This is a genomic window from Amycolatopsis cihanbeyliensis (assembly GCF_006715045.1).
Taxonomy (GTDB): Bacteria; Actinomycetota; Actinomycetes; order Mycobacteriales; family Pseudonocardiaceae; genus Amycolatopsis; species Amycolatopsis cihanbeyliensis.
This window is the reverse complement of sequence record NZ_VFML01000001.1, coordinates 3,444,202-3,466,922: the sequence shown is the minus strand read 5'-3', so window position 1 is coordinate 3,466,922 and position 22,721 is coordinate 3,444,202. Positions and strand designations below refer to the sequence as shown.

General features: G+C 70.4%; 22 protein-coding genes. 20 read left to right on the top strand and 2 right to left on the bottom strand.

Features of this window, described 5'->3' with window-relative positions; genetic code table 11:
- Positions 1-5: 5 nt before the first annotated feature.
- Both FB471_RS34120 and FB471_RS15295 read left to right on the top strand, forming a co-directional pair.
- A complete protein-coding gene (locus FB471_RS34120) occupies positions 6-158 on the top strand; it encodes a hypothetical protein (protein WP_170220816.1) in 153 nt (50 codons plus the stop codon).
- 129 nt (positions 159-287) lie between these two features.
- On the top strand, positions 288-1,190 hold the full coding sequence (locus FB471_RS15295) for an IS5 family transposase (protein ID WP_141997676.1): 903 nt from the start codon (positions 288-290) through the stop codon (positions 1,188-1,190).
- 8 nt (positions 1,191-1,198) lie between these two features.
- Here the strand turns inward: FB471_RS15295 and FB471_RS15290 are convergent, their stop codons facing one another.
- Positions 1,199-2,122 carry a 1,4-dihydroxy-2-naphthoyl-CoA synthase gene (locus FB471_RS15290; RefSeq protein ID WP_141998972.1) on the bottom strand — a complete coding sequence of 308 codons (924 nt, stop codon included), beginning with the start codon at positions 2,120-2,122 and terminating at the stop codon, positions 1,199-1,201.
- A gap of 57 nt (positions 2,123-2,179) precedes the next feature.
- Here FB471_RS15290 and menD point away from each other — a divergent pair, with 57 nt between their 5' ends.
- From menD to FB471_RS15275, 3 genes are all read left to right on the top strand, one after another.
- Complete coding sequence (gene menD / locus FB471_RS15285) at positions 2,180-3,856, top strand: 2-succinyl-5-enolpyruvyl-6-hydroxy-3-cyclohexene-1-carboxylic-acid synthase (RefSeq protein WP_170220815.1); 1,677 nt, start codon at positions 2,180-2,182, stop codon at positions 3,854-3,856.
- Between the two features lie 90 nt (positions 3,857-3,946).
- Positions 3,947-5,479: a M1 family metallopeptidase gene (locus tag FB471_RS15280; RefSeq protein ID WP_141998968.1), complete on the top strand. Its 1,533-nt coding sequence runs from the start codon at positions 3,947-3,949 to the stop codon at positions 5,477-5,479.
- A 96-nt stretch (positions 5,480-5,575) separates the two neighbouring features.
- On the top strand, positions 5,576-5,965 hold the full coding sequence (locus FB471_RS15275; RefSeq protein ID WP_142001969.1) for a DUF3592 domain-containing protein: 390 nt from the start codon (positions 5,576-5,578) through the stop codon (positions 5,963-5,965).
- Between the two features lie 106 nt (positions 5,966-6,071).
- On the opposite strand, the gene FB471_RS15270 is transcribed toward FB471_RS15275, so the two are convergent.
- Positions 6,072-6,905 (bottom strand): inositol monophosphatase family protein, encoded by an 834-nt coding sequence (locus tag FB471_RS15270; RefSeq protein ID WP_141998966.1) that lies wholly within the window; start codon positions 6,903-6,905, stop codon positions 6,072-6,074.
- 225 nt (positions 6,906-7,130) lie between these two features.
- Here FB471_RS15270 and FB471_RS15265 point away from each other — a divergent pair, with 225 nt between their 5' ends.
- The 15 genes from FB471_RS15265 to nuoK all read left to right on the top strand — a co-directional run bounded on the left by FB471_RS15265 (position 7,131) and on the right by nuoK (position 22,716).
- A complete protein-coding gene (locus FB471_RS15265; RefSeq protein ID WP_281287398.1) occupies positions 7,131-8,201 on the top strand; it encodes a glycosyltransferase family 4 protein in 1,071 nt (356 codons plus the stop codon).
- 17 nt (positions 8,202-8,218) lie between these two features.
- Positions 8,219-9,325 (top strand): glycosyltransferase, encoded by a 1,107-nt coding sequence (locus FB471_RS15260; RefSeq protein WP_141998964.1) that lies wholly within the window; start codon positions 8,219-8,221, stop codon positions 9,323-9,325.
- Between the two features lie 133 nt (positions 9,326-9,458).
- On the top strand, positions 9,459-10,178 hold the full coding sequence (locus tag FB471_RS15255) for a demethylmenaquinone methyltransferase (RefSeq protein ID WP_141998962.1): 720 nt from the start codon (positions 9,459-9,461) through the stop codon (positions 10,176-10,178).
- Positions 10,175-11,464: a geranylgeranyl reductase family protein gene (locus tag FB471_RS15250; RefSeq protein ID WP_141998960.1), complete on the top strand. Its 1,290-nt coding sequence runs from the start codon at positions 10,175-10,177 to the stop codon at positions 11,462-11,464. Before FB471_RS15255 ends, FB471_RS15250 begins: the two co-directional genes overlap by 4 nt.
- Before the next feature lie 446 nt (positions 11,465-11,910).
- On the top strand, positions 11,911-12,267 hold the full coding sequence (locus FB471_RS15245; RefSeq protein WP_425457104.1) for an NADH-quinone oxidoreductase subunit A: 357 nt from the start codon (positions 11,911-11,913) through the stop codon (positions 12,265-12,267).
- A 12-nt stretch (positions 12,268-12,279) separates the two neighbouring features.
- Positions 12,280-12,828, top strand: coding sequence for a NuoB/complex I 20 kDa subunit family protein (locus FB471_RS15240; protein WP_141998955.1), 549 nt, complete (start codon positions 12,280-12,282; stop codon positions 12,826-12,828).
- 6 nt (positions 12,829-12,834) lie between these two features.
- A complete protein-coding gene (locus FB471_RS15235; protein WP_141998953.1) occupies positions 12,835-13,608 on the top strand; it encodes an NADH-quinone oxidoreductase subunit C in 774 nt (257 codons plus the stop codon).
- Positions 13,605-14,984 (top strand): NADH-quinone oxidoreductase subunit D, encoded by a 1,380-nt coding sequence (locus FB471_RS15230; protein WP_141998951.1) that lies wholly within the window; start codon positions 13,605-13,607, stop codon positions 14,982-14,984. Before FB471_RS15235 ends, FB471_RS15230 begins: the two co-directional genes overlap by 4 nt.
- Complete coding sequence (gene nuoE, locus FB471_RS15225; protein WP_141998949.1) at positions 14,981-15,853, top strand: NADH-quinone oxidoreductase subunit NuoE; 873 nt, start codon at positions 14,981-14,983, stop codon at positions 15,851-15,853. Before FB471_RS15230 ends, nuoE begins: the two co-directional genes overlap by 4 nt.
- Positions 15,853-17,139, top strand: a complete 1,287-nt coding sequence (gene nuoF / locus FB471_RS15220; protein ID WP_141998947.1) for an NADH-quinone oxidoreductase subunit NuoF — start codon at positions 15,853-15,855, stop codon at positions 17,137-17,139. The genes nuoE and nuoF overlap by 1 nt, the downstream gene beginning before the upstream one ends.
- Positions 17,136-19,610 (top strand): NADH-quinone oxidoreductase subunit G, encoded by a 2,475-nt coding sequence (locus tag FB471_RS15215; RefSeq protein ID WP_141998945.1) that lies wholly within the window; start codon positions 17,136-17,138, stop codon positions 19,608-19,610. Before nuoF ends, FB471_RS15215 begins: the two co-directional genes overlap by 4 nt.
- On the top strand, positions 19,607-21,007 hold the full coding sequence (nuoH, locus tag FB471_RS15210; protein ID WP_141998943.1) for an NADH-quinone oxidoreductase subunit NuoH: 1,401 nt from the start codon (positions 19,607-19,609) through the stop codon (positions 21,005-21,007). The genes FB471_RS15215 and nuoH overlap by 4 nt, the downstream gene beginning before the upstream one ends.
- Entirely contained in the window at positions 20,994-21,560 is a 567-nt protein-coding gene (nuoI, locus tag FB471_RS15205; protein ID WP_141998940.1) for an NADH-quinone oxidoreductase subunit NuoI, read from the top strand. Before nuoH ends, nuoI begins: the two co-directional genes overlap by 14 nt.
- The gene (locus FB471_RS15200) at positions 21,557-22,420 is read left to right on the top strand and encodes an NADH-quinone oxidoreductase subunit J (protein ID WP_141998937.1); all 864 of its coding nucleotides are present in this window, start codon (positions 21,557-21,559) and stop codon (positions 22,418-22,420) included. The genes nuoI and FB471_RS15200 overlap by 4 nt, the downstream gene beginning before the upstream one ends.
- Positions 22,417-22,716 carry an NADH-quinone oxidoreductase subunit NuoK gene (gene nuoK, locus FB471_RS15195; RefSeq protein WP_141998935.1) on the top strand — a complete coding sequence of 100 codons (300 nt, stop codon included), beginning with the start codon at positions 22,417-22,419 and terminating at the stop codon, positions 22,714-22,716. The genes FB471_RS15200 and nuoK overlap by 4 nt, the downstream gene beginning before the upstream one ends.
- Positions 22,717-22,721: the final 5 nt, after the last annotated feature.

The following is a 22,721-nucleotide window of genomic DNA, read 5'->3' as shown; positions in this document are numbered from 1 at the left end:
TCGCCATGTACAACCTCACCGGACTCGTGCTCAACCTGGTCGTCGGCGCCGTGTTCTGCTACGTGCTGTACTTCGTGGTCCGGGCCGCCGTGCGGGACGGGATCCGGCAGGCGCGCAGGGACGGCGACGGCCCGCGCAATCCGGGGGACTTCTCCTAGGGCGCGTTTCAATGTGTTGACCAGGAAAGACGCCACTGGTCTGGCGGTGTCGGCGTGTCGTTGATCAGATAGGCGAGGTCTCCGGTAGATCGATCAACGACCAAGCTGATCGAGAACACCGGAGACCTCGTGGCCAGCGTAGCGGCGACGGGACGAGCCGACCTTACCGACGCGCAGTGGGCGATCCTGGAGCCGCTGCTGCCCGTGGGTAGGAAACCGGGTCGCCCACCGACGTGGACCAAGCGGCAACTGATCAACGGGATCCGCTGGCGGGTGCGCGTCGGCTGTCCTTGGCGGGATATCCCACCGGCCTACGGCTGCTGGCAGACCGTCTACGGGCTGTTCCGGCGCTGGCAGCGTGCCGGAGTCTGGGCGTTGATCGTGGCTGCGTTACAGGCGCGGGCCGACGCCGCCGGACTGATCATCTGGGACGTCAGCGTCGACTCCACGATCAACCGGGCGCATCAGCACGCCGCGGGGGCGCGGACCCATCCACAAGCACAGAAGGAACCACCCGGTGGGGTGGGTGAGCCCGAACCAGACGATCACGCGTTGGGCCGTTCACGGGGCGGGTGGACCACCAAGCTGCACCTGGCCACCGAGCAGGGGCAAAAACCGTTATCGGTGGTCGTGACGGCGGGGCAGCGGGGTGACTCGCCTCAGTTCCAGGTGGTGCTGGGGCGTGTTCGGGTCGCTCGGCTGGAGGGCGGTCCACCCCGCACGCGACCGGACCGGGTGCTGGCGGACAAGGCCTACGGGTCCCGCGCCAACCGGGCCTCTCTGCGTGGTCGGGGGATTCGGTGCACGGTTCCGGAGAAGGCCGATCAGGTACGGCACCGCACAAACAAGGGACGTGCTGGTGGCAGGCCACCAGCGTTCGACCCTGAGGTCTACAAGCAGCGTCATGCCGTGGAATGCGGGATCAACCGGCTCAAGCGCAACCGCGCCGTGGCCACCCGATACGACAAGTTGGCAGTCCGGTACGAGGCCACAGTCCAGATCGCCACAATCAACGAGTGGCTACGCCTTTGAAACACGCCCTAGTAGTAGTAGGGGAAGGCGGTCCAGTCGGGTTCACGCCGCTGCAGGAAGGCGTCCCTGCCCTCGACGGCCTCGTCCTGCATGTAGGCCAGCCGGGTGGTCTCCCCGGCGAACAGTTGCTGCCCGATCAGCCCGTCGTCGACCGCGTTGAACGCGTACTTCAGCATCCGCTGCGCGGTCGGCGACTTCCCGTTGATCTCCCACGCCCAGCGCAGCGCCTCGGCCTCCAGCTCGGCGTGCGGCACGACCGCGTTCACCGCGCCCATCTCGTGCGCCCGCGCCGCGGTGTACTCCCGGCCGAGGAAGAAGATCTCCCTGGCGACCTTCTGCCCCACCTGCCGGGCGAGGTAGGCCGAGCCGAACCCGCCGTCGAAGGAGCCGACATCGGCGTCGGTCTGCTTGAACCGCGCGTGCTCCGCCGAGGCCAGGGTGAGGTCGCACACCACGTGCAGCGAGTGCCCACCGCCCGCGGCCCAGCCGGGCACCACCGCGAGCACCACCTTGGGCATGAACCGGATCAACCGCTGGACCTCGAGAATGTGCAGCCTGCCCGCCCGCGCGGGATCCACCGTGGCGGACGTCTCGCCGCTGGCGTACTGATACCCGGACCGTCCGCGAATACGCTGGTCACCACCAGAGCAGAAGGCCCAGCCGCCGTCCTTGGGCGACGGACCGTTGCCGGTGAGCAGGACGCAGCCGACGTCGGAGCTCATCCGCGCGTGGTCGAGCGCGCGGAACAGCTCGTCGACGGTATGCGGGCGGAAGGCGTTGCGGACCTCGGGACGGTCGAACGCCACCCGCACCACGCGTTTGCCCGACCGGCTCTCCGCGGAGCGGTGGTAGGTGATGTCGGTGAAGTCGAACCCGTCGACCTCGTTCCATGCGGCCTGTTCGAACAGCTCGGAGACGCGATCTTCATCCACGTTTGGGAGGATATGCGGTGTGTGGATGGAGACGGACGCGACACCGGAGGTCGGCCGTTGAACCCGTCCACCGCGCAGGCGAACGTCATTGTCGATGAGCTGATCCGCAACACGGTCTCGCACGTGGTGCTCTGCCCCGGCTCGCGGAACGCCCCGCTGTCCTTCGCGCTCTACGCCGCGGCCGCGGCCGGCAAGCTCAGCCTGCACGTCCGGATCGACGAGCGCGGTGCCGCCTTCCTCGCACTCGGCATCGCCGCCCGCACCGGCCGCCCGGCCGCGGTGGTGTGCACCTCGGGCACCGCGGCGGCGAACTTCCATCCCGCGGTGCTGGAGGCCGACCGGGCGGGCGTGCCGCTGGTCGTGCTCACCGCGGACCGGCCGCCCGAGCTGCGTGCCGCGGGCGCCAACCAGGTCGTCGACCAGCAGCGGCTCTACGGCGGCGCCGTCCGGTACTTCGACGAGCTCGCCGTTGCCGAGCGCAGGCAGGGCCAGAACGCGTACTGGCGCAGCCAGGTCTGCCGGGCCTGGAACGCGGCCTACGGGGAGTGGCGCTCCGGCCCGGTGCACCTGAACATCCCGTTCCGCGAGCCGCTCGTGCCCGAGGGCGGGCGGACCAGCGAGTGGTACGAGCCGCTGGAGGGCCGCTCCGGCGGGGCCCGCTGGACCGAGCTGCCCGACTTCGGCGCGCTACCCGCGTTCGTGGTGCCCTCCGCCCGGCAGGGCCTGGTGCTCGCCTGCGACGCCGGGGTGCGGGCGGCCAGCGAATGGGCCGAGCAACACGGCTGGCCGGTGGTGTCCGAGACCGGCGGGCTCGGCCTCGGCGGGGCGACCGCGATCGGCTCGGGTGCCTGGCTGCTGGCGGTCGAGGAGTTCATCGCGGCGCACAAGCCGGAGCAGGTGCTGTGCATCGGCAGGCCGACCGTGTTCCGCCAGGTACAGAACCTGCTTTCCGACCCCGAGGTCGAGGTCCTGCTGGTACGCCCGGACTCGGACTGGCCCGCGCCCGCGCACAACGTCCGCCAGGTCGGGCAGTGGTTCGACGAGCCGACCAAGCCCGCGGACCCGGAGTGGTTGGCGCGCTGGCGGCAGGCGGATATCGCGGCGGGCACCGCGGTGCGGCACGCGCTGGAACTGGAGCCCTGGCCTAGTGGGCTGCGGCTGGCGCAGGAGCTGGTCACCGCGCTGCCCCCGGACGCGCTGCTGATCGTCGGTTCCTCCAACCCGACCAGGGACGTCGCGCTGGCCGGCGGCATCCGGCCGGACATCCTGGTGCACCGCAACCGCGGGGTGGCAGGCATCGACGGCACGGTGTCCACCGCGATGGGCGCCGCGACGGTGCATCGCGGCCACTCCTACGCGCTGATCGGCGACCTGACCTTCCTGCACGACGCGAACGGCCTGCTCACCGGCGCCGAGCAGCGGCCGGACCTGACGGTCGTGGTGGTCAACGACGACGGCGGCGGCATCTTCGCCCTGCTCGAGCAGGGCGCGCCGGAGCACGCGGACAGCTTCGAGCGGGTGTTCGGCACCGCGCACGGCGCGGACCTCGGCGCCCTGTGCGCCGGATACGGCGTGCCGCACACCGTGGCGGGCACCCTGGCCGAGTTCCGCGCGGCGCTGCGCCCGGCGCCGGGGCTGCGCGTGGTCGAGGTGCGGGTGGACCGTTCCGGCCACCGGGACCTGCATGCCCGGCTGCGTTCCGCGGTGCGCGACGCGGTCGCCGACTCACCCTGATCGTGCGGGCAGGAACCGACGTTCGGCCGTTCCATGATCCACGGCCGGCCCGATAGGTTCGTGCCTCCGAATTCTCAGGGGAGGCGATTGATGCGTATCCGAAGTCGTGCCGCACTCGGCGCCGCGTGCACCGGCCTTGCCACGGTCCTGCTTGCCGGCACGGCCGGTGCGGTGCCCGGGGGCGGTGCGCCCGGCGTCGGCGACGGGTACTACCCCGGTGCGGGCAACGGGGGCTACGACGTTCTGCATTACGACCTCCGGCTGACCTACACGCCGGAGACCGATCGGCTGACCGGCACCACGACCATCCTCGCCACCGCCACCCAGGACCTTTCCAGCTTCAACCTGGACTTCGCCCTGGACGTGGAGTCGGTCCGGGTGAACAGCGCGCCCGCGCGGTTCGGCACCGACCCCGCCGACCCGAGCGAGCTGGTGGTCACCCCGAACCGGCCGCTGGCCAAGGGGCAGTTCGCCCTGGTCACGGTCAAGTACTCGGGGATCCCCTCGGAGGTGGAGGTCGACGGCTCCACCGCGTGGAAGCGGACGGCGACCGGGGCGCTCGCCGTGGACGAGCCGCAGATCTCGGAGTGGTGGTTCCCCGCCAACGACCACCCGAGCGACAAGGCCACCTACGACGTGGCGATCGAGGTACCGGACGGGATCTCCGCGCTGTCCAACGGCGACCTGGTCCGCAGGAGCAAGCAGCGCGCGGGCTGGACCCGCTGGCACTGGCGCAGTACCCAGCCGCAGGCGACCTACCTTGCCTTCCTCGCGGTCGGCGAGTACCAGGTGCGGCAGTCGAGTACCCCGGACGGTCAGCCGTTCATCACCGCGTACGACCCCGCGCTCGGCGCCAGCCTGCCCGCGGCGATGGCCAGCATCGAGCGCACCCCGGAGGTCACCGAGTTTCTCGCGGGCAAGTTCGGGCCCTACCCGTTCGAGGCGCAGGGCGGGGTGGCCACCACGGGCCTCGGCTTCGCGCTGGAGAACCAGACCCGCTCGGTCTACGGCCAGCCCTTCTTCCGGGCCGGGGCGAACACCTCCGTGGTGGCGCACGAGGTGGCCCACCAGTGGTTCGGGAACGCGGTCTCGCTCGGCGAGTGGAGCGACATCTGGCTGAACGAGGGCTTCGCCAGCTACGCCGAGTTCCTCTGGTCGGAGCACCAGGGCGAGGGCACCGCCGATGAACTCGCCGAGTACCTGTACAACCGTCACCCGGCGGGGGACGACTTCTGGCAGGTGTTGCCCGGTGACCCCGGCCCGGAGAACCAGTTCCACTCCGCGGTGTACGACCGCGGCGCGATGGCGGTGCACGCGCTGCGCAAGGCGGTCGGCGACGAGGACTTCTTCACCATCCTGCGCGGCTGGCAGGAGCGCTACACCGGCGGCGACGCGCGGATCAGGGACTTCATCGCGTTGTCCGAGGCGATTTCCGGCAAGCCGCTTTCCGACCTGTTCCAGACCTGGCTCTTCACCGCGGGTAAACCGGCGACCAGCCCGAACGGCGAGAGCGCCGCGGCCTCGGCCGCCACGGTGGCCAGGACGGCCGGTGGCGGGCTTGCCGTGCCCGAGTCCTACCCGCAGATTCGGGCCAACCACGAGCACCTGCACACGCACGGGTGATGGCCCGACTCGTATGCTCGGGTCGTGACAGCAGGTAGCGACACCTCGGGCGGCCCGGCCGTTTCCCGCGCGGGAAACGGCCGGGACCCGTGGCGGATCGGCGCGCGGGTGGTGCTCGGCCTGGCCGCGGCGCTCACGCTGCTGTGCGTGGCCCTGGTGTTCGCGGCGATCCGCAACGATCGCGCGATCACCGCGAACCTCGGCACCGCGAACGCGCGGGTCGAGCAGGTGTCCTTCGACCGCACGATCATCCGCTACGAGACCCCGGACGGGGTCTCGCACAGCCCGGCCAACGGCGTGCTCTACCCGGACGGCCTCGCCGAGGGCGACCTGGTGTGGATCGAGTACGACGTGACCGACCCGGAACTGGCCAGGGTCGCCGGCCGGACCTGGGTGCTCACCCTGCTACCGCTGGGCACCACCATCCTGTTCACCTGGCTGGTGGCCGGCCCGCTGCTGTGGTGGCTACGCTCCCGCCGCCGCTGAACATCGTGTTTGCCGTTCACGTCGGCGTGTTTGCCGCTCACGCGCGCGAGTTGGCTGTCCACGCGCGCGAGTTTGCTGTTGACGTACGGTCAGCAGTGGCTTCCGGTTACCCGCTGACGGTCTCCTGCCACCAGGTCAGGACCTCCTCGGCCACGCTCGGCGCGGCCACCAGCAGGCCGTCCGCGGGCAGCGCGGTGCCCGCACCACGGCGGTCCAGCACCACCGCGCCCGCCTCGATGGCCATCGCGACGGACCCCGCCACGTCCCATTCGTGGTAGCTGTGCAGCACCGCGGCCGTGGCGTGGCCGAGCGCCACCTGCGCGATGGACAGCGCCGCCGAGCCGAGCACCCGCACGCCGGCGCGCGCCGCGGCGGCCCGCTCGATGAACTCGCCCATGCCGGGCCAGGGCCCGGTGCGGGCCAACTCCGTGCACACGATGGCGCCCGCGGTGCCACCCCGGTCCACCAGCTTGACCGGCTTGCCGTTCGCCCGGGCGCCACGACCGCGGGCGGCGGCGTAGATCTGCGCGCGGTACGGGTCGGCGACCACGCCGACCACCGGCCCGGACGCGTCGATCAGGGCGAGGCTGTAGGCGCACCACGGCACGCCCGCGACGTAGTTGGCGGTGCCGTCGACCGGATCGACGACCCAGCGGTACTCGGCGGCGTCCGCACCCACATCGGCGCCGAACTCCTCACCGACCACCGGTACCCCGGGGAACTCGGCGGTCAGCACCCGCCGGGTGTGCCGCTCGAGGGTGCGGTCGGTGTCGGTGACCCAGTCGAAAGGGGAGTCCTTGGTGTCGGGGTACGCACCCCGCCCCGCGGTGGCGGTGATCACATCGGTGGCGTCGTTGGCCAGCCGTCCGGCAACCTCGAGCGCTCGCGAGAGCAGCCCGGGTTCCACGGGTTGCATCGGGCGAGAGGACAGCAGAGTCACGCCTCTCTAGGCTGCGCACGCCGGGTGTCCGGAACGCGACATGGAGATGACGCGCGGCTCGCCATCCGACAACGTTTACGACCGTCGATCCGCTGGGAGCAAGCTTTTCCACGGCGTTGGCCGGGCGGTCACGTGATGGTCGCCGGGTTGCCGGGACCGGCTGCGACAGTGCCTCATGTGCGAGTCGCGATTGTCACCGAAAGCTTCCTACCGCAGGTGAACGGCGTGACGAACTCCGTGCTGCGAGTGGTGGAGCACCTGCGTGAGCGGGCGCACGACGTGCTCGTGATCGCGCCGGGCGCCGGTCCGAACGACTACCGGGGAGCGCCGGTGGTGCGCATCCCCGCACTCGACCTCCCGGTGGTGAACTCGCTGCCGATCGGCGTGCCCACCAAGACCGTGCTCACCGCCGTCGCCGGCTTCGGCCCGGACGTGGTGCACCTGGCTTCGCCGTTCGTGGTGGGCGCCCGCGGGCTGGCGGCCGCACGCAGGCTGCGGGTGCCCTCGGTCGCGGTATACCAGACCGACATCCCCGGGTTCGCCGCGGCGTACGGGCTGCGGCTCGGTGCCAGGGCGGCCTGGCGCTGGGTGCGCAGGCTGCACTGCCAGGCCGACCGTACCCTCGCCCCCTCCACGCACTCGGTGCGGGAACTGCGGTTGCACGGCATTCCGCGGGTGCACCGCTGGGGCCGTGGCGTGGACGTCGAGCGCTTCTCACCCGCGCACGCCGACCCGGCCCTGCGCGCGCGGCTGGCCCCGAACGGCGAGGTGCTGGTCGGCTTCGTCGGCAGGCTGGCCCCGGAGAAGGAGGTGGACCGGCTCACCGCGCTGGCGGGGATGGACGGCGTGCGGGTGGTCGTCATCGGGGACGGTCCGGAGCGGGAATCCCTGGCCGAGCGCATTCCCGGCGCCGCCTTTCTCGGTGCCCGCTACGGCGACGACCTCTCCGCGGCGTACGCCAGCCTGGACGTGTTCGTGCACACGGGGCCGCACGAGACCTTCTGCCAGGCCGTCCAGGAGGCGATGGCCTCCGGGCTGCCGGTACTGGCCCCGGCCGCGGGCGGCCCACGCGACCTCGTCCGGCACGGCCGGACCGGTTACCTGCTGCCCGTCGAGCGCGCCGACTTCGGTCGCGAGCTGATCCGAAGGGTCGAGGAACTGCGGGACCCCGCCCCGCGCGCGCGGCTGGGCGGGCAGGCGCGCACGGCGGTGCTCGGCCGCACCTGGCCCGCGGTGTGCCAGGAACTGGTCGGGCACTACGAGGCGGTCACCGGTCGCGCCGCCCGCGCGGCCTGAAACGGCGACGCACGGTGATGCACATCGTCCAGCTGGCGAACTTCTACGGCCCCCGCTCGGGCGGCCTGCGTACCGCGCTGAACCACCTCGGCGCGGGCTACGTCGCCAGCGGGCACCGGGTGACCCTGGTGGTGCCCGGCACCCGGCACAGCGAGGAGACGTTGCCCACGGGGGTGCGCCGGTACTGCCTGCCGGCCCCCAGGATCCCGGGAACCGGTGGTTACCGGGCGGTGGACCCGCATCGGGTGCGTGCGTTGCTGCGCGAGCTCCGGCCGGACCGGCTGGAGGTGTCCGACCGGCTCACCCTGCGCGGCATGGGCACCTGGGCCAAGCGGCACGACGTGCCGAGCGTGGTCATCTCGCACGAGCGGCTGGACCGGCTGTTCGAGCAGTTCCTGCTGCCCGGCCCGCTCGCCCGGCGAGCCGCGGACGCCGCCAACCGCAGGATGGCCGCCTGCTACGACACGGTGGTGTGCACCACCTACTTCGCCCGCGACGAGTTCGACCGGATCGCCGCGCCGAACGTGCGCAGGGTGCCGCTGGGGGTGGACCTGCGTACCTTCACCCCCACGGTGCGCGACGACGGCTGGCGGCACACCCTGGCCGACGGCGCCGATGCCCTGCTGGTGCACTGCGGCAGGCTCTCCCCGGAGAAGCACGTGGAGCGCAGCGTGGACACCGTCGCCGAGCTGACCGAGTCGGGCGCCAGGGTTCGCCTTGTCATCGCGGGTGACGGGCCGCGCAGGCGGGTGCTGGAACGCCGGGCCCGCGGGCTGCCGGTGACCTTCCTCGGTTTCCTCGCCGACCGCGCCGCCGTCGCCCGGCTGCTGGCCAGCGCGGATGTCTCCCTCGCGCCCGGCCCGCACGAGACCTTCGGCCTCGCCGCGCTGGAGGCGCTGGCCTCCGGGACCCCGGTGGTGGTGTCCGCCTCCTCCGCCCTGCGGGAGATCGTGCGTCCCGGCTGCGGCGCGGCGGTGACGGACCGCGCACCCGCGTTCGCCACCGCCGTCACCGGGCTGCTGGCGGCGCCGGAACGGGACCGCAGGGCGGCGGCGCGGGCGCGCGCCGAGGAGTTCGCCTGGCCGAACGCGGTGCGCGGCATGCTGCAGGTCCTCCGCGGCTGACCGCGCGGGGACCCTGAACGTGGCTTTCGAGACGTTAGACGTCTCAGAAGTGCCGTTCGCGGCGTTGAACGTCCTGATCGCCACGTTCAGGGCGCTGCGGTCGGGGTGGGGGTGAGCGGATTAGGGTGGCGGTATGTCCAGGGCGAACCTTGACAAGGATCCACGCGAGGTCGCGTCGATGTTCGACGACGTGGCGGCCGGTTACGACCGGGCGAACTCCGTGATGACCTTCGGCTTCGACCGGAGGTGGCGGGTGATCACCGGCCGGGTGCTGGACGCCCGCCGCGGCGAGAAGGTGCTCGACCTCGCCGCCGGAACCGGGGTGTCCACCGAGGAGTACGCCCGGGGCGGCGCCTGGTGCCTCGCCGCCGACTTCTCCCTGGGTATGTTGCGCGCCGGGCGGCACCGGAACGTGCCCATGGTCGCCGCGGACGCCCTGCGGCTGCCGTTCGCGGACGGCAGCTTCGACGCCGCCACGATCTCCTTGGGGCTGCGCAACTTCGTGGACACCAAGGCCGCGCTGACCGAGATCGCCAGGGTGGTGCGGCCGGGCGGAAGGCTGGTGATCTGCGAGGCCTCCACCCCACCCTTCGCGCCGATCCGGTTCCTCTACCGCAACGTGCTCCTGCGCCTGCTGACCTGGCTCGGCCGCCGCGCCTCCTCCAACCCGGATGCCTACGCCTACCTCGCCGAGTCGATGCTGGAGTGGCCGGACCAGCGGGGACTCGGCGAGATCATCGCCGCGGCGGGTTGGACCAAGGTGGAGTGGTTGAACCTCACCTTCGGCGTGGTCGCCATCCATCGCGCGGTCAAGCCGGAGTGGGCCGGGGATTCCGTAGACTCAGCGGCATGAGCACCTCCAGCGGCGAAGCCGAGGACGCACAGGTCATCGTCGTCGGCGCGGGCCCGGCCGGCTCGACGGTGGCGACATACCTTGCCAGGGCCGGGATCGACGTGCTGCTGCTGGAGAAGACGACCTTCCCCCGGGACAAGGTGTGCGGCGACGGCCTCACCCCGCGCGGCGTCAAGCAGCTGATCGACCTCGGGCTGGACACCAGCGAGCAGGCGGGCTGGGTGCACAGCAGGGGGCTGCGCATCCTGACCGGCGATCTCACCCTGGAGCTGGACTGGCCCGAGCTCACCAGCTACCCGCCTTACGGGGTGGCCAGGACCCGGCACGACTTCGACGACCTGCTGGCCAAGACGGCGGTGAAGGCGGGGGCGCGGCTGCGTGAGCGCACCGGTGTCACCGCGGCGATCACCGACGAGCGCACCGGAAGGGTCGTCGGGGTGCGGGCCAAGGAGGGCCAGGAGAAACGTCCGGTGAGCTACCGGGCGCCGCTGGTGCTGGCCTGCGACGGCGTGTCCGCGCGGCTGGCGCTTTCGATCGGCATCGACAAGCAGGAGAAGCGGCCGATGGGGGTGGCGGTGCGCCGCTACTACCGCAGCCCCCGGCACGCCGAGCCGTTCATCGAGGGCCACCTGGAACTGTGGGACCGCAGCGACCCGCGCCACCCGAAGCTGCTGCCCGGCTACGGCTGGGCCTTCCCGCTCGGCGACGGCACGGTGAACGTCGGCCTCGGTATGCTGTCCACCTCGAAGTCCTTCCGCAACACCGACTACCGCGCCCTGCTGCGGTCCTGGCTGGACTCGACGCCGGAGGAATGGGGCTACCGCGAGGAGAACGCCGTCGGCCGGATCGGCGGGGCCGGCCTGCCGATGGGGTTCAACCGCACCCCGCACTACCGGGACGGCCTGCTGCTGCTCGGCGACGCGGGTGGCATGGTCAGCCCGTTCAACGGTGAGGGCATCTCGGCGGCGATGGAGTCCGCGCAGCTTGCCGCCGAGTGCGTGCAGCAGGCGCTGGCCAGGTCGCAGGGCCCATCCAGGGAACGCGCGCTGCACGGTTACCCGCTGGCACTGAAGGAGCTGATGGGCGGCTACTACCGGCTCGGCAACCTGTTCGCCAAGGCCATCGGCAAGCCGAAGGTGATGCGCGCGGCCACCAAGTACGGGCTGCGGATCAACCCGCTCATCCCGCTGGTCTACAAAGGACTGTCCGGCTGCTACGACGCTTCCGGTGGCGACGCCGTGGACCGGCTCATCTCGGTCGCCTCCCGGCTCACCCCGAGCGCCTGAGTCGTGGGATACATCACAGCGTTTTCCCACCGTACCGGGGTGGTACGGGTCTCCTTGATCCTTTTCGCGCTGGTCCCCGACTCGTGACCACCGAGCAGCCGACCGCTGGTTAGGTAGGCCTTATCTGGAGGTCCCCGGAGACAACAATGTGAGGCGCGTCCTACACTGGGGCCCATGCTTTGTGAATGGCTTCACAACGTCGACGATACCCTTGTGAAGATTTTCACAAAGTCCCGATCAGTGAATACGTGGGTTCTGGAGTGGTGAGCACGCTTTGTAAGGCTGCCCTAACACTCGGCGGTGTGATGAAGGTCCCTTAGGGTGCCGCCGAGGCAGTTGCACAGACCACGTCCACCGGCAGCGGCGCGGAAAGGATGGCCAGGACCGTGCTGAGGTTAGTAGCGAGCGAGCAGTTGGCGCAGGGTGCGACCGCGCCCAACCTGGATATGTACCTGCCGCTCGTGGTGCTGTTCGCGCTGGCCGCCGCGTTCGCGGTGTTCTCCGTACTGCTCGGCCCGTTGCTCGGCCCCAGTCGCTTCAACAAGGCGAAGTTCCAGGCGTACGAGTGCGGGATCGAGCCCTCGCCACAGCCCGTCGTGGGCGGCGGCCGGATGCCGGTCGCCTACTACGTGACCGCGATGCTGTTCATCCTCTTCGACATCGAGATGGTGTTCCTGTTCCCGTACGCGGTGGCGGCGGACTCGCTCGGTCTCTGGGGATTCGCGGCCGCCACGCTGTTCATCGCGACCTTCTTCATCGCCGACATCTACGTGTGGATGCGCGGCGGGCTGGACTGGAACTAGGGGAGGCTCGCTATGGGTCTGGAAGAGAAGTTACCCAACGGAATCCTGCTGGCCAGCCTGGAAGGCCTGGTCAACTGGGCACGGAAGAACTCGCTCTGGCCCGCGACATTCGGCCTGGCCTGCTGCGCGATCGAGATGATGACCACGGGCGGGTCCCGGTACGACATCGCGCGGTTCGGCATGGAGCGGTTCAGCGCTACCCCGCGGCAGGCCGACCTGATGATCGTCGCCGGCCGGGTCAGCCAGAAGATGGCCCCGGTGCTGCGCCAGATCTACGACCAGATGGCCGAGCCGCGCTGGGTGCTTTCCATGGGCGTGTGCGCGTCCTCCGGCGGGATGTTCAACAACTACGCCGTGGTGCAGGGCGTGGACCACATCGTCCCGGTGGACATGTACCTGCCCGGCTGCCCGCCGCGGCCGGAGATGCTGCTGGACGCGATCCTCAAGCTGCACGCCAAGATCCAGGACGAGCCGATGGGTCCGCGCCGCGCGGCCCTGCGTGCCGCCAGCGGTGAACGGACCGAGCTGGTGCCCTCGTCGATCAAGTACGCGAAGAAGTGAGCGCCCGTGACTGACGACGAACCCACCACACCGCGGCCCGGCGACCGCCAGTCCAGCGCCGAGCGCGAAGAGGGCGGCCTCGAACCGGCGGGCCCGCGTCCCGCGGAGCCTGCCGAGCCCGTGGTCGCCGGCAGGCCGCGCCAGGGCATGTTCGGTGTATCCGGCACCGGGGACACCTCGGGTTACGGCGGCCTGCGGCTGCCCGCCTACACCCCATCGCCCGCCGAGCGGCCCTACGGCGGCTGGTTCGACGAGTTCGCCGACGAGTTCTTCGCCGCGCTGGGAGACAACGGAATCCCGGTGGCCGAGGCCATTCAGCAGGTCACCGTGGACCGCGGCGAGATCACCTTCTACGTCGCAAGGGAACACCTGGTCGAGGTCTGCCGCACCCTGCGTGACGACCCCGGCCTGCGGTTCGAGATGTGCAACTCGGTGTCCGGTGTGGACTACGGGCCGGAGGTGCCGCAGCGGCTGCACTCGGTGTACCACCTGATGTCCATGACGTTCCGCCGCCGGATCCGGCTCGAGGTCACCCTGGATGTCGAGGACCCGCATCTCCCTTCCGTCGTGGAGGTTTACGCCACCGCCGACTGGCAGGAGCGGGAGGCCTACGACATGTTCGGGATCGTCTACGAGGGGCATCCCGCGCTGACCCGCATCCTGATGCCGGACGACTGGGACGGCCACCCGCAGCGCAAGGACTACCCGCTCGGTGGGATTCCGGTCGAGTACAAGGGCGCTGAGATCCCGCCACCCGATCAGCGGAGGTCGTACTCGTGACCAGTAGCGATCGCATTGCCGAGCACAGCACCGGCACCGACACGACGGCCGAGGGTGCCGACAGCAGGCCCTACGCGGACTCCAGGGAGACCACCGAAGGTCGGGTCTACACCGTCAGCGGTGGCGACTGGGAGGATTTCCTCTCCGACCTGGACCCCGAGCATGACGAGCGCATGGTCATCAACATGGGGCCGCAGCACCCCTCCACCCACGGCGTGCTCCGCCTGGTGCTGGAGCTGGAGGGGGAGACGATCACCAACCTCCGCTCGGTGATCGGCTACCTGCACACCGGGATCGAGAAGAACTGCGAGTACCGCACCTGGACCCAGGGCGTCACCTTCGTCACGCGGATGGACTACCTCGCCCCGCTGGCCAACGAGATGGCCTACTGCCTCGCGGTGGAGAAGCTGCTCGAGGTCGAGGTGCCGCGGCGCGCCCAGCTGCTGCGCGTGCTGCTGCTCGAGCTGAACCGGCTGGGTTCGCATTTCGTCTACATCGCCACCGGCGGGATGGAGCTCGGTGCCTCCACGGCGATGACCTACGGGTTCCGCGAGCGGGAGGAAGTGCTGCACCTGCTGGAGCACCTGACCGGGCTGCGGATGAACCACGCCTTCATCCGGCCCGGCGGGCTTGCCCAGGACATGCCGCCGGACTTCCACGAGAAGGTCACCGAGTTCTGCAAGGTGATGGACAAGCGGCTGCCGCAGTACGACAAGCTGTTCACCGGGCAGCCGATCTGGCGCAACCGGCTGAAGGGCGTCGGCTACCTCCCGGTGGACGCCTGCCTCTCGCTCGGCATCACCGGGCCGGTGCTGCGCTCCGCCGGGCTGGCCTGGGACCTGCGCAAGATCGAGCCGTACTCCTGCTACGACGAGTTCGATTTCGACATCCCCACCTCGAACGAGGCCGACTGCTGGGCCCGGTACCTGATCCGGGTCGAGGAGATGCACCAGTCCCTGCGGATCATCCGGCAGGTGCTGAAGAAGCTGGAGCCGGGCCCGGTGATGGTGGAGGACAAGAAGATCGCCTGGCCTGCCCAGCTGTCCATCTCCAGCGACGGCATGGGCAACTCGCTGGAGCACGTCCGCAAGATCATGGGCCAGTCGATGGAGTCGCTGATCCACCACTTCAAGCTGGTGACCGAGGGCTTCCGGGTTCCGCCGGGCCAGGTGTACGTGCCGGTCGAGTCGCCGCGCGGCGAGCTCGGGTACCACATGGTGTCCGACGGGGGCACCCGGCCGATGCGGGTGCACGTCCGGGAACCCAGCTTCGTCAACCTGCAGTCGATGCCCGCCATGTCGGAAGGCGGCCTGGTCGCCGACATGATCGCCGCGGTGGCCTCGATCGACCCCGTGATGGGGGGAGTGGACCGATGAACTCGCCGACATCCGTGCCCGAACCGGGGCCGCAGTACAGCGAGCGGACGCACGCCGCGGCCGGTGACGATGTCGACGTGCTCGGCATCTCCACCGGCAAGGAGGAGTTCGAGCTCGCCGAGTCCGCACTGGACACCGAGGTGTTCGGCGAGGACGTCGTGGCCAAGGCGAAGGACCTGATCTCCCGTTACCCGCAGAGCCGGTCGGCGCTGCTGCCGATGCTGCACCTGGTGCAGTCCGTGCAGGGCTACGTCAGTCAGGAGGGTGTCGCCTTCTGCGCCCGGCAGCTCGACCTCTCCGAGGCCGAGGTCAGCGCGGTGGTCACCTTCTACACCATGTACAAGCGCAAGCCCTGCGGCCAGCACCTGGTCAGCGTGTGCACCAACACCCTGTGCGCCGCCATGGGCGGGGACGCGATCTACCGCAGGCTCACCGAGCATCTCGGCGAGGACGGCAAGCCCCTCGGCCACGAGGAGACCGTCGGCGAACCGGGGCAGCCCGGCTCGCTGACCATCGAGCACGCCGAGTGCCTCGCGGCCTGCGACCTGGCCCCGGTCGTGCAGGTCAACTACGAGTTCTACGACAGGCAGACCGAGCAGGGCGCGGTCGAGCTGGTGGACGCGCTGCGGCGCGGGGAGAAGCCCGCACCCAGCCGCGGTGCCCCGCTGACCGACTTCAAGAGCACGGAGCTCCAGCTCGCCGGGTTCTTCCCGGAGGAGGAGCAGACCTTCCGGGCCGATGTGGACGGTCCGTCCGCCGCGGAGGAGACCCTGCGCGGGGCGCAGCTGGCCGAAGAACGCGGCTGGACCGCACCCGCGATGGCGGATGAGGTGGCATTGCCCGCCCTGGAACAGAAGGAGGGGCGCTGATGGCCGACCCGTTGACGCCGGTGCTCACCAAGCGCTGGCTGTCCCCGCACTCCTGGCGGCTGGACACCTACGAGCGGCTGGAGGGCTACACCGCCATCCGCAAGGCACTCAAGGGCACCCCGGAGCAGCTGGTGCAGCTGATCAAGGACGCCGGGCTGCGCGGGCGCGGCGGCGCGGGCTTCCCGGCCGGGGTGAAGTGGGGCTTCATGCCCAAGGACGAGCAGAAGCCGCACTACCTGGTGATCAACGCCGACGAGGGCGAGCCGGGGACCTGCAAGGACATTCCGCTGATGATGGCGGACCCGCACTCGCTGATCGAGGGCTGCGTGATCGCCGCCTACGCGATGCGTTCGCACCACTGCTTCATCTACGTACGCGGCGAGGTCATCCACTGCATCCGCAGGCTGAACAACGCCGTCCGCGAGGCCTACGAGGCCGGCTACCTCGGCAAGGACATCCTCGGCAGCGGGTACGACCTGGACATCACCGTGCACGCCGGGGCGGGCGCCTACATCTGCGGCGAGGAGACCGCACTGCTGGACTCGCTGGAGGGCAGGCGCGGGCAGCCGCGGCTGAAGCCGCCGTTCCCCGCGGCCTCCGGCCTGTACGGGGCGCCGACCACGGTGAACAACGTGGAGACCATCGCCAGCGTGCCGTACATCGTGAACGGCGGCGCCGACTGGTTCCGCGAGATGGGCACCGAGAAGTCGCCCGGCCCGAAGATCTACTCCATCTCCGGGCACGTGGAGAAGCCCGGCCAGTACGAGGCCCCGCTCGGCACCACCCTGCGCGAGCTGCTCGAGCTCGCGGGCGGGATGAAGGACGGCGTCCCACTGAAGTTCTGGACCCCCGGCGGGTCCTCAACCCCGCTGTTCACCGCGGAGCATCTGGACGTGCCGCTGGACTTCGAGGGCGCCGCCGAGGCGGGCTCGATGCTGGGCACCACCGCGCTGATGATCTTCAACGAGACGGTCTCGGTGCCCTGGGCGGTGATGAAGTGGACCCAGTTCTACGAGCACGAGTCCTGCGGCAAGTGCACGCCCTGCCGGGAGGGCACCTTCTGGATGGCGCAGGTGCTGGAGCGGATGGTCGAGGGCAAGGGTACGGAGGAGGACATCGACACCCTGCTCGATGTCTGCGACAACGTGCTCGGCCGTTCGTTCTGCGCGCTCGGCGACGGCGCGGTCAGCCCGATCACCAGCGGCATCAAGTACTTCCGGGACGAGTTCCTCGCCCTGTGCGAGAGCAACAAGGCCAAGCATGAACTGGTGGGAGCAGCATCATGACGATCGCGCCCGAAGCCAAGACCGACGAGACCCCGGTTCCCGAGGGGTACGTCAAGCTGACCATCGACGGCGAAGAGGTCATCGCGCCCAAGGGCGAGCTGCTCATCCGTACCGCGGAACGGCTCGGCACGGTCATCCCGCGGTTCTGCGACCACCCGCTGCTCGACCCGGCAGGCGCCTGCCGGCAGTGCCTGGTCGAGGTCGAGATGAACGGCAGGCCGATGCCGAAGCCGCAGGCCTCCTGCACGATGACCGTGGCCGACGGCATGGTGGTCAAGACCCAGCTCACCTCGGCGGTGGCGGACAAGGCGCAGCAGGGTGTGATGGAGCTGCTGCTGATCAACCACCCGCTGGACTGCCCGATCTGCGACAAGGGCGGGGAGTGCCCGCTGCAGAACCAGGCGATGGCGCACGGCCGCGCCGACTCCCGGTTCGTGGACACCAAGCGCACCTTTCCGAAGCCGTTGCCGATCTCCAGCCAGGTGCTGCTGGACCGGGAGCGCTGCGTGCTGTGCCAGCGCTGCACCCGGTTCTCCGAGCAGATCGCCGGCGATCCGTTCATCGACCTGCTGGAGCGCGGGGCGAACCAGCAGATCGGCACCGCCGAGACCGCCGACGTGCTGGACCAGGCCGCGCACACCAGCAGCGGGCACCCGTTCCACAGCTACTTCTCCGGCAACACCATCCAGATCTGCCCGGTCGGCGCGCTCACCAGCGCGCAGTACCGGTTCCGCTCCCGCCCGTTCGACCTGGTGTCCTCGCCCAGCGTGTGCGAGCACTGCTCCTCCGGCTGCGCCGAGCGCACCGACTTCCGGCGCGGCAAGCTGATGCGCAAGCTGGCCGGGGACGACCCCGAGGTCAACGAGGAGTGGATCTGCGACAAGGGCCGGTTCGCCTTCCGCTACACCAGCGCGACCGACCGGCTGCGCCGCCCGCTGGTGCGCGACGCGCGGACCGGTGAGCTGGAGGAGACGTCCTGGACCGAGGCGCTGCGGGTGGCGGCCGACGGCCTGGCCGCCGCTCGGGACGCCGGTGGGGTCGGCGTGCTGCCCGGCGGCAGGCTCACCGTCGAGGACGCCTACGCCTACACCAAGTTCGCCCGGCTGGCCATGCGCACCAACGACATCGACTTCCGGGCGCGGGCACACTCCCCCGAGGAGCTGGACTTCCTCGCCGCGCACGTGGTCGGTAACACCCCGGAACACGTCAGCTTCGGCGCACTGGAGTCCGCCCCGGTGGTGCTGTGCGTGGCCTTCGAGCCGGAGGAGGAGGCGCCGGTCGTCTTCCTGCGGCTGCGCAAGGCCGCGCGGGACCAGGGCACCAAGGTCGTCCACCTCGGGCAGTGGAGCACCCCCGCCGTGCGCAAGACCTTCGGCGAGCTGCTCGCCTGCCACCCCGGTGGCGAGGCGGCCGCGGTCGAGGGCATCCCGCACCACGCCAAGGACCTGGACCAGCAGCTTGCCACCGAGGGCGCGGTGGTGCTGGTCGGTGAGCGCGCGGCCGAGGTGCCGGGGCTGTTCAGCGCGCTGCACCGGTTGTCCGCCCGCACCGGCGCGAGGCTGGCCTGGATCCCGCGCCGCGCCGGCGAGCGGGGTGGGCTGGACACCGGCGCACTGCCGACCCTGCTGCCCGGTGGCCGCTCGGTGATCGACGAGCAGGCCCGCGCCGAGGTCGAGCGGGCTTGGGGCGTGGCGGCCGGCTCGCTGCCCGCGCAGCCGGGCAGGGACACCACCGGCATCCTCTCCGCGGCCGCGGCGGGGGAGCTGTCCGGGCTGCTGATCGGCGGGGTGGACCCGGACGACCTGCCCGATCCCGACCTGGCCCGCGAGGCACTGGCCGGTGGCGCCTTCGTGGTCAGCCTCGAGCTGATGCGCAGCGCGGTCACCGAACGTGCCGACGTGGTGCTGCCGATCGCGCCCGCGGCCGAGAAGCCCGGCAGCTACCTCAACTGGGAGGGGCGTCGCAGGGAGTTCGACGTGACCCTGGAGGGCACCGGCGCGCTACCGGACTGCCGGGTGCTGGACACCCTCGCGGTCGAGATGGACGTGGACCTGTTCACCCAGAGTGCCGAGGCCGCCGCGAGCGACCTCGCCCGGCTGCCCGCCCGCCCGCGGGACAGCGCGGCCCCGGACGTGCCCGGCCTGCCGCAGGCCGCGCCGGGTGCCGGCAAGGCGATGCTGGCGACCTGGCGGCAGCTGCTGGACCACGGCTCGCTACAGGTGGATGAGCCGCATCTGGCGGGTACCGCGCGCCCGGTGGTGGCCAGGCTGTCCGCGAACACCGCCCGTTCGGTCGGCAAGCGGGTGACGGTGTCCACCGAGCGGGGCTCGATCACGCTGCCGGTCGAGGTCGCCGACCTGCCGGACGGGGTGGTCTGGCTTCCGTCCAACTCGGACGGTTCGAGAGTCCGCGTGGCACTGGGCGCCGGGCACGGCGCCGAGGTGTCGATCGCGGCCGGAGGTGCAGAGTGAGCGACCCGCTTTTCCTCGCGCAGGCGCAGGACGCGGCGAGCCGCGCCGAGCTGCTCGCCGACGACCCGTGGTGGCTGATCCTGCTCAAGGCCGTGGTGATCCTGCTGATCGGCCCGGTGATGACGGTCTTCCTGATCGTCTGGGAGCGCAAGGCCATGGGCCGGATGCAGAACCGGCCCGGCCCGAACCGGGTCGGGCCCGGCGGCTACTTCCAGTCCGTCGCGGACGCGATCAAGCTGCCGTTCAAGGAACAGGTCATCCCGGACAGCGCCGACCGCAAGGTCTACTTCCTCGCGCCGGTCATGTCCGCGGTGCCCGCGCTGATCGGGCTCGGTGCGATCCCGTTCGGCCCGCAGGTGTCCATCTTCGGTGAGCAGACCGTGCTGCAACTGGTCGAGCTGCCGGTGAGCGTGCTGCTGATCCTGGCCACCTCGGCGATCGGGGTGTACGGGATCGTGCTGGCCGGCTGGTCGTCCGGTTCGCCGTACCCGCTGCTCGGCGGGCTGCGGTCCACCGCGCAGGTGATCTCCTACGAGATCGCGATGGGACTGGCCATCCTCGGGGTCGCGCTGTACGCGCAGTCGCTGTCGCTGAGCGAGATCGTGGACGCGCAGCAGGGCGGCTGGTACTTCTACCTGCTGCCGGCCAGCTTCCTGATCTTCCTGGTCTCCATGGTCGGCGAGACCAACCGGGCGCCGTTCGACCTGCCGGAGGCCGAGTCCGAGCTGGTCGGCGGGTTCCACACCGAGTACAGCTCGATGAAGTTCGCCATGTTCTTCCTCGCCGAGTACGTCAACATGGTGATCGTCTCGGCGTTCTGCACCACGCTGTTCCTCGGTGGCTGGCGCGCGCCCTGGCCGCTGTCCACGATCGGCGACGGGGTGCTGAACACCGGCTTCTGGCCGCTGCTGTGGTTCTTCGCCAAGGTGTTCCTGCTGCTGTTCGGCTTCATCTGGCTGCGTGGCACGCTGCCGAGGTTCCGCTACGACCAGTTCATGAAGTTGGGCTGGAAGGTGCTCATCCCCGGCGGCCTGATCTGGTTCGTGCTGATCGCCGGTATCCGCGCGATCCGCACCGACGCCGAGGTCACCACCGGCCAGATCCTGATCATCGGCGGCATCACGATCGTGGTTCTGGTGCTGCTCACCCTGTTGCTGCCGGAGAAGCGGCTGCCGGACGACGACTCCGTGCCGGTCACCGGAAGCGACTACCCGCTGCCACCGCTGGACCTGAAGGTCCCGGACACCACGCCGCGCCGGAAGGCGCTCAAGGCCAAGGAAAGGGCGGCCAGGAGGGAGACGGCCGCGGTGGGGGCGGGCCCCCGGCAGGAGGTCGGAGACGACACCACCGCCGGAGGCGATTCCGAAAAGGAGGGTCCTGACCATGGGACTGTTTGACCCCGTCAAGGGCTTTGGCGTCACTTTCGCCACGATGTTCAAGAAGGTGGCAACCGAGGAGTACCCGGAGATCGGTGCGCCCGCCGCGCCCCGGTACCACGGCAGGCACCAGCTCAACCGGCACCCGGACGGGCTGGAGAAGTGCGTCGGCTGCGAGCTGTGTGCCTGGGCCTGCCCCGCGGACGCGATCTTCGTCGAGGGCGGGGACAACACCGAGGAGGAGCGCTACTCCCCCGGGGAGCGCTACGGCATGGACTACCAGATCAACTACCTGCGCTGCATCGGCTGTGGTCTGTGCGTGGAAGCCTGCCCGACCCGGTCGCTCACGATGATCAATTTCTACGAGATCGCCGATGACGACCGGCAGCGGTTGATCTACACCAAGGAGGACCTGCTGGCGCCGCTGCTGCCCGGGATGGAGCAGCCGCCGCACCCGATGCGGCTGGGTGAGAACGAGCAGGACTACTACGTCAACGGTCCCGATCTCGCCCGCGGGCGCGGGGTCCCCTCCGGCGAGACCGTGGAGACCTCCGAAGAGAAGGCGATGCAATGATCGCGCCGTTTCTCGCGCAGGCGCCGATGGAGGCCGCCGTGTCCACCGGCGAGGCGGTCGCCTTCTGGGTGCTCGGCCCGGTCGCGCTGGCCGGCGCGCTGGCCATGATCTTCGCCCGCAACGCCGTCCACTCGGTGCTGTGGCTGGCGCTCACCATGCTGTCGCTGGGCGTGATCTACATGGTGCAGCAGGCGCAGTTCCTCGGGTTCACCCAGATCATCGTGTACACCGGCGCGGTGATGATGCTGTTCCTGTTCGTGCTGATGCTCGCCGGCAGGGACAGCTCCGACTCGGTGGTCGAGGTGCTACGCGGCCAGCGGCTGGCCGCCTCCGTGCTCGGCATCGGGATGGCGGTGCTGTTCGCCGCCGCGCTGACCCGCTCGCTGGCCGATGTCACCCCTGCCGTGCCGCCGGACCCCGGCAGCCCGGAGGGCGGCGGTGCCGGCGGGCTGGGCAGGTTGATCTTCACCGACTACCTGTTCCCGTTCGAGCTGACCGCCGCGCTGCTGATCGTCTCCGGGATGGGTGCGATGGTGCTGTCGTTCACCGACCGGCACACCAAGGGCGGCAAGCGGTCCCAGCGCGAGCTGGTCGAGGCCCGCTTCCGCGGCGAGTACGAGCGGCGCTCGCCCAAGCCCGGTCCCGGGGTGTTCGCCACCTCGCATACCGTGGCCACCCCGGCACTGCTGCCGGACGGTTCGGTGGCCCCGGAGTCGCTGTCCCGGCTGATCGAGTCCACCGCCGCCGAGCACCTGGAACCGGGGCGCAGGCGGGTCGCGGGCGAGGAACCGGAACCGGGCGCGCGCTCGCTGGTCGGGGGTAAACCCGCCGAGGACACCGACGAGGGGGAGAGCAAGTGACCCCGACCTACTACCTGCTGCTGTCCGCGCTGCTGTTCGCGATCGGCGCGGTCGGCGTGCTGGTGCGCCGCAACGCCATCGTGGTGTTCATGTGCATCGAGCTGATGCTGAACGCGGTGAACCTGTCGCTGGTCACCTTCGCGCGGATCAACGGTTCCATCGACGGGCAGGTGATGGCGTTCTTCGTGATGGTGGTCGCCGCGGCCGAGGTGGTCGTCGGGCTTGCCATCATCATGGCGATCTTCCGTACCCGGCGATCGGCCTCGATCGACGACACCAACCTGCTGAAGTACTAGGGGTT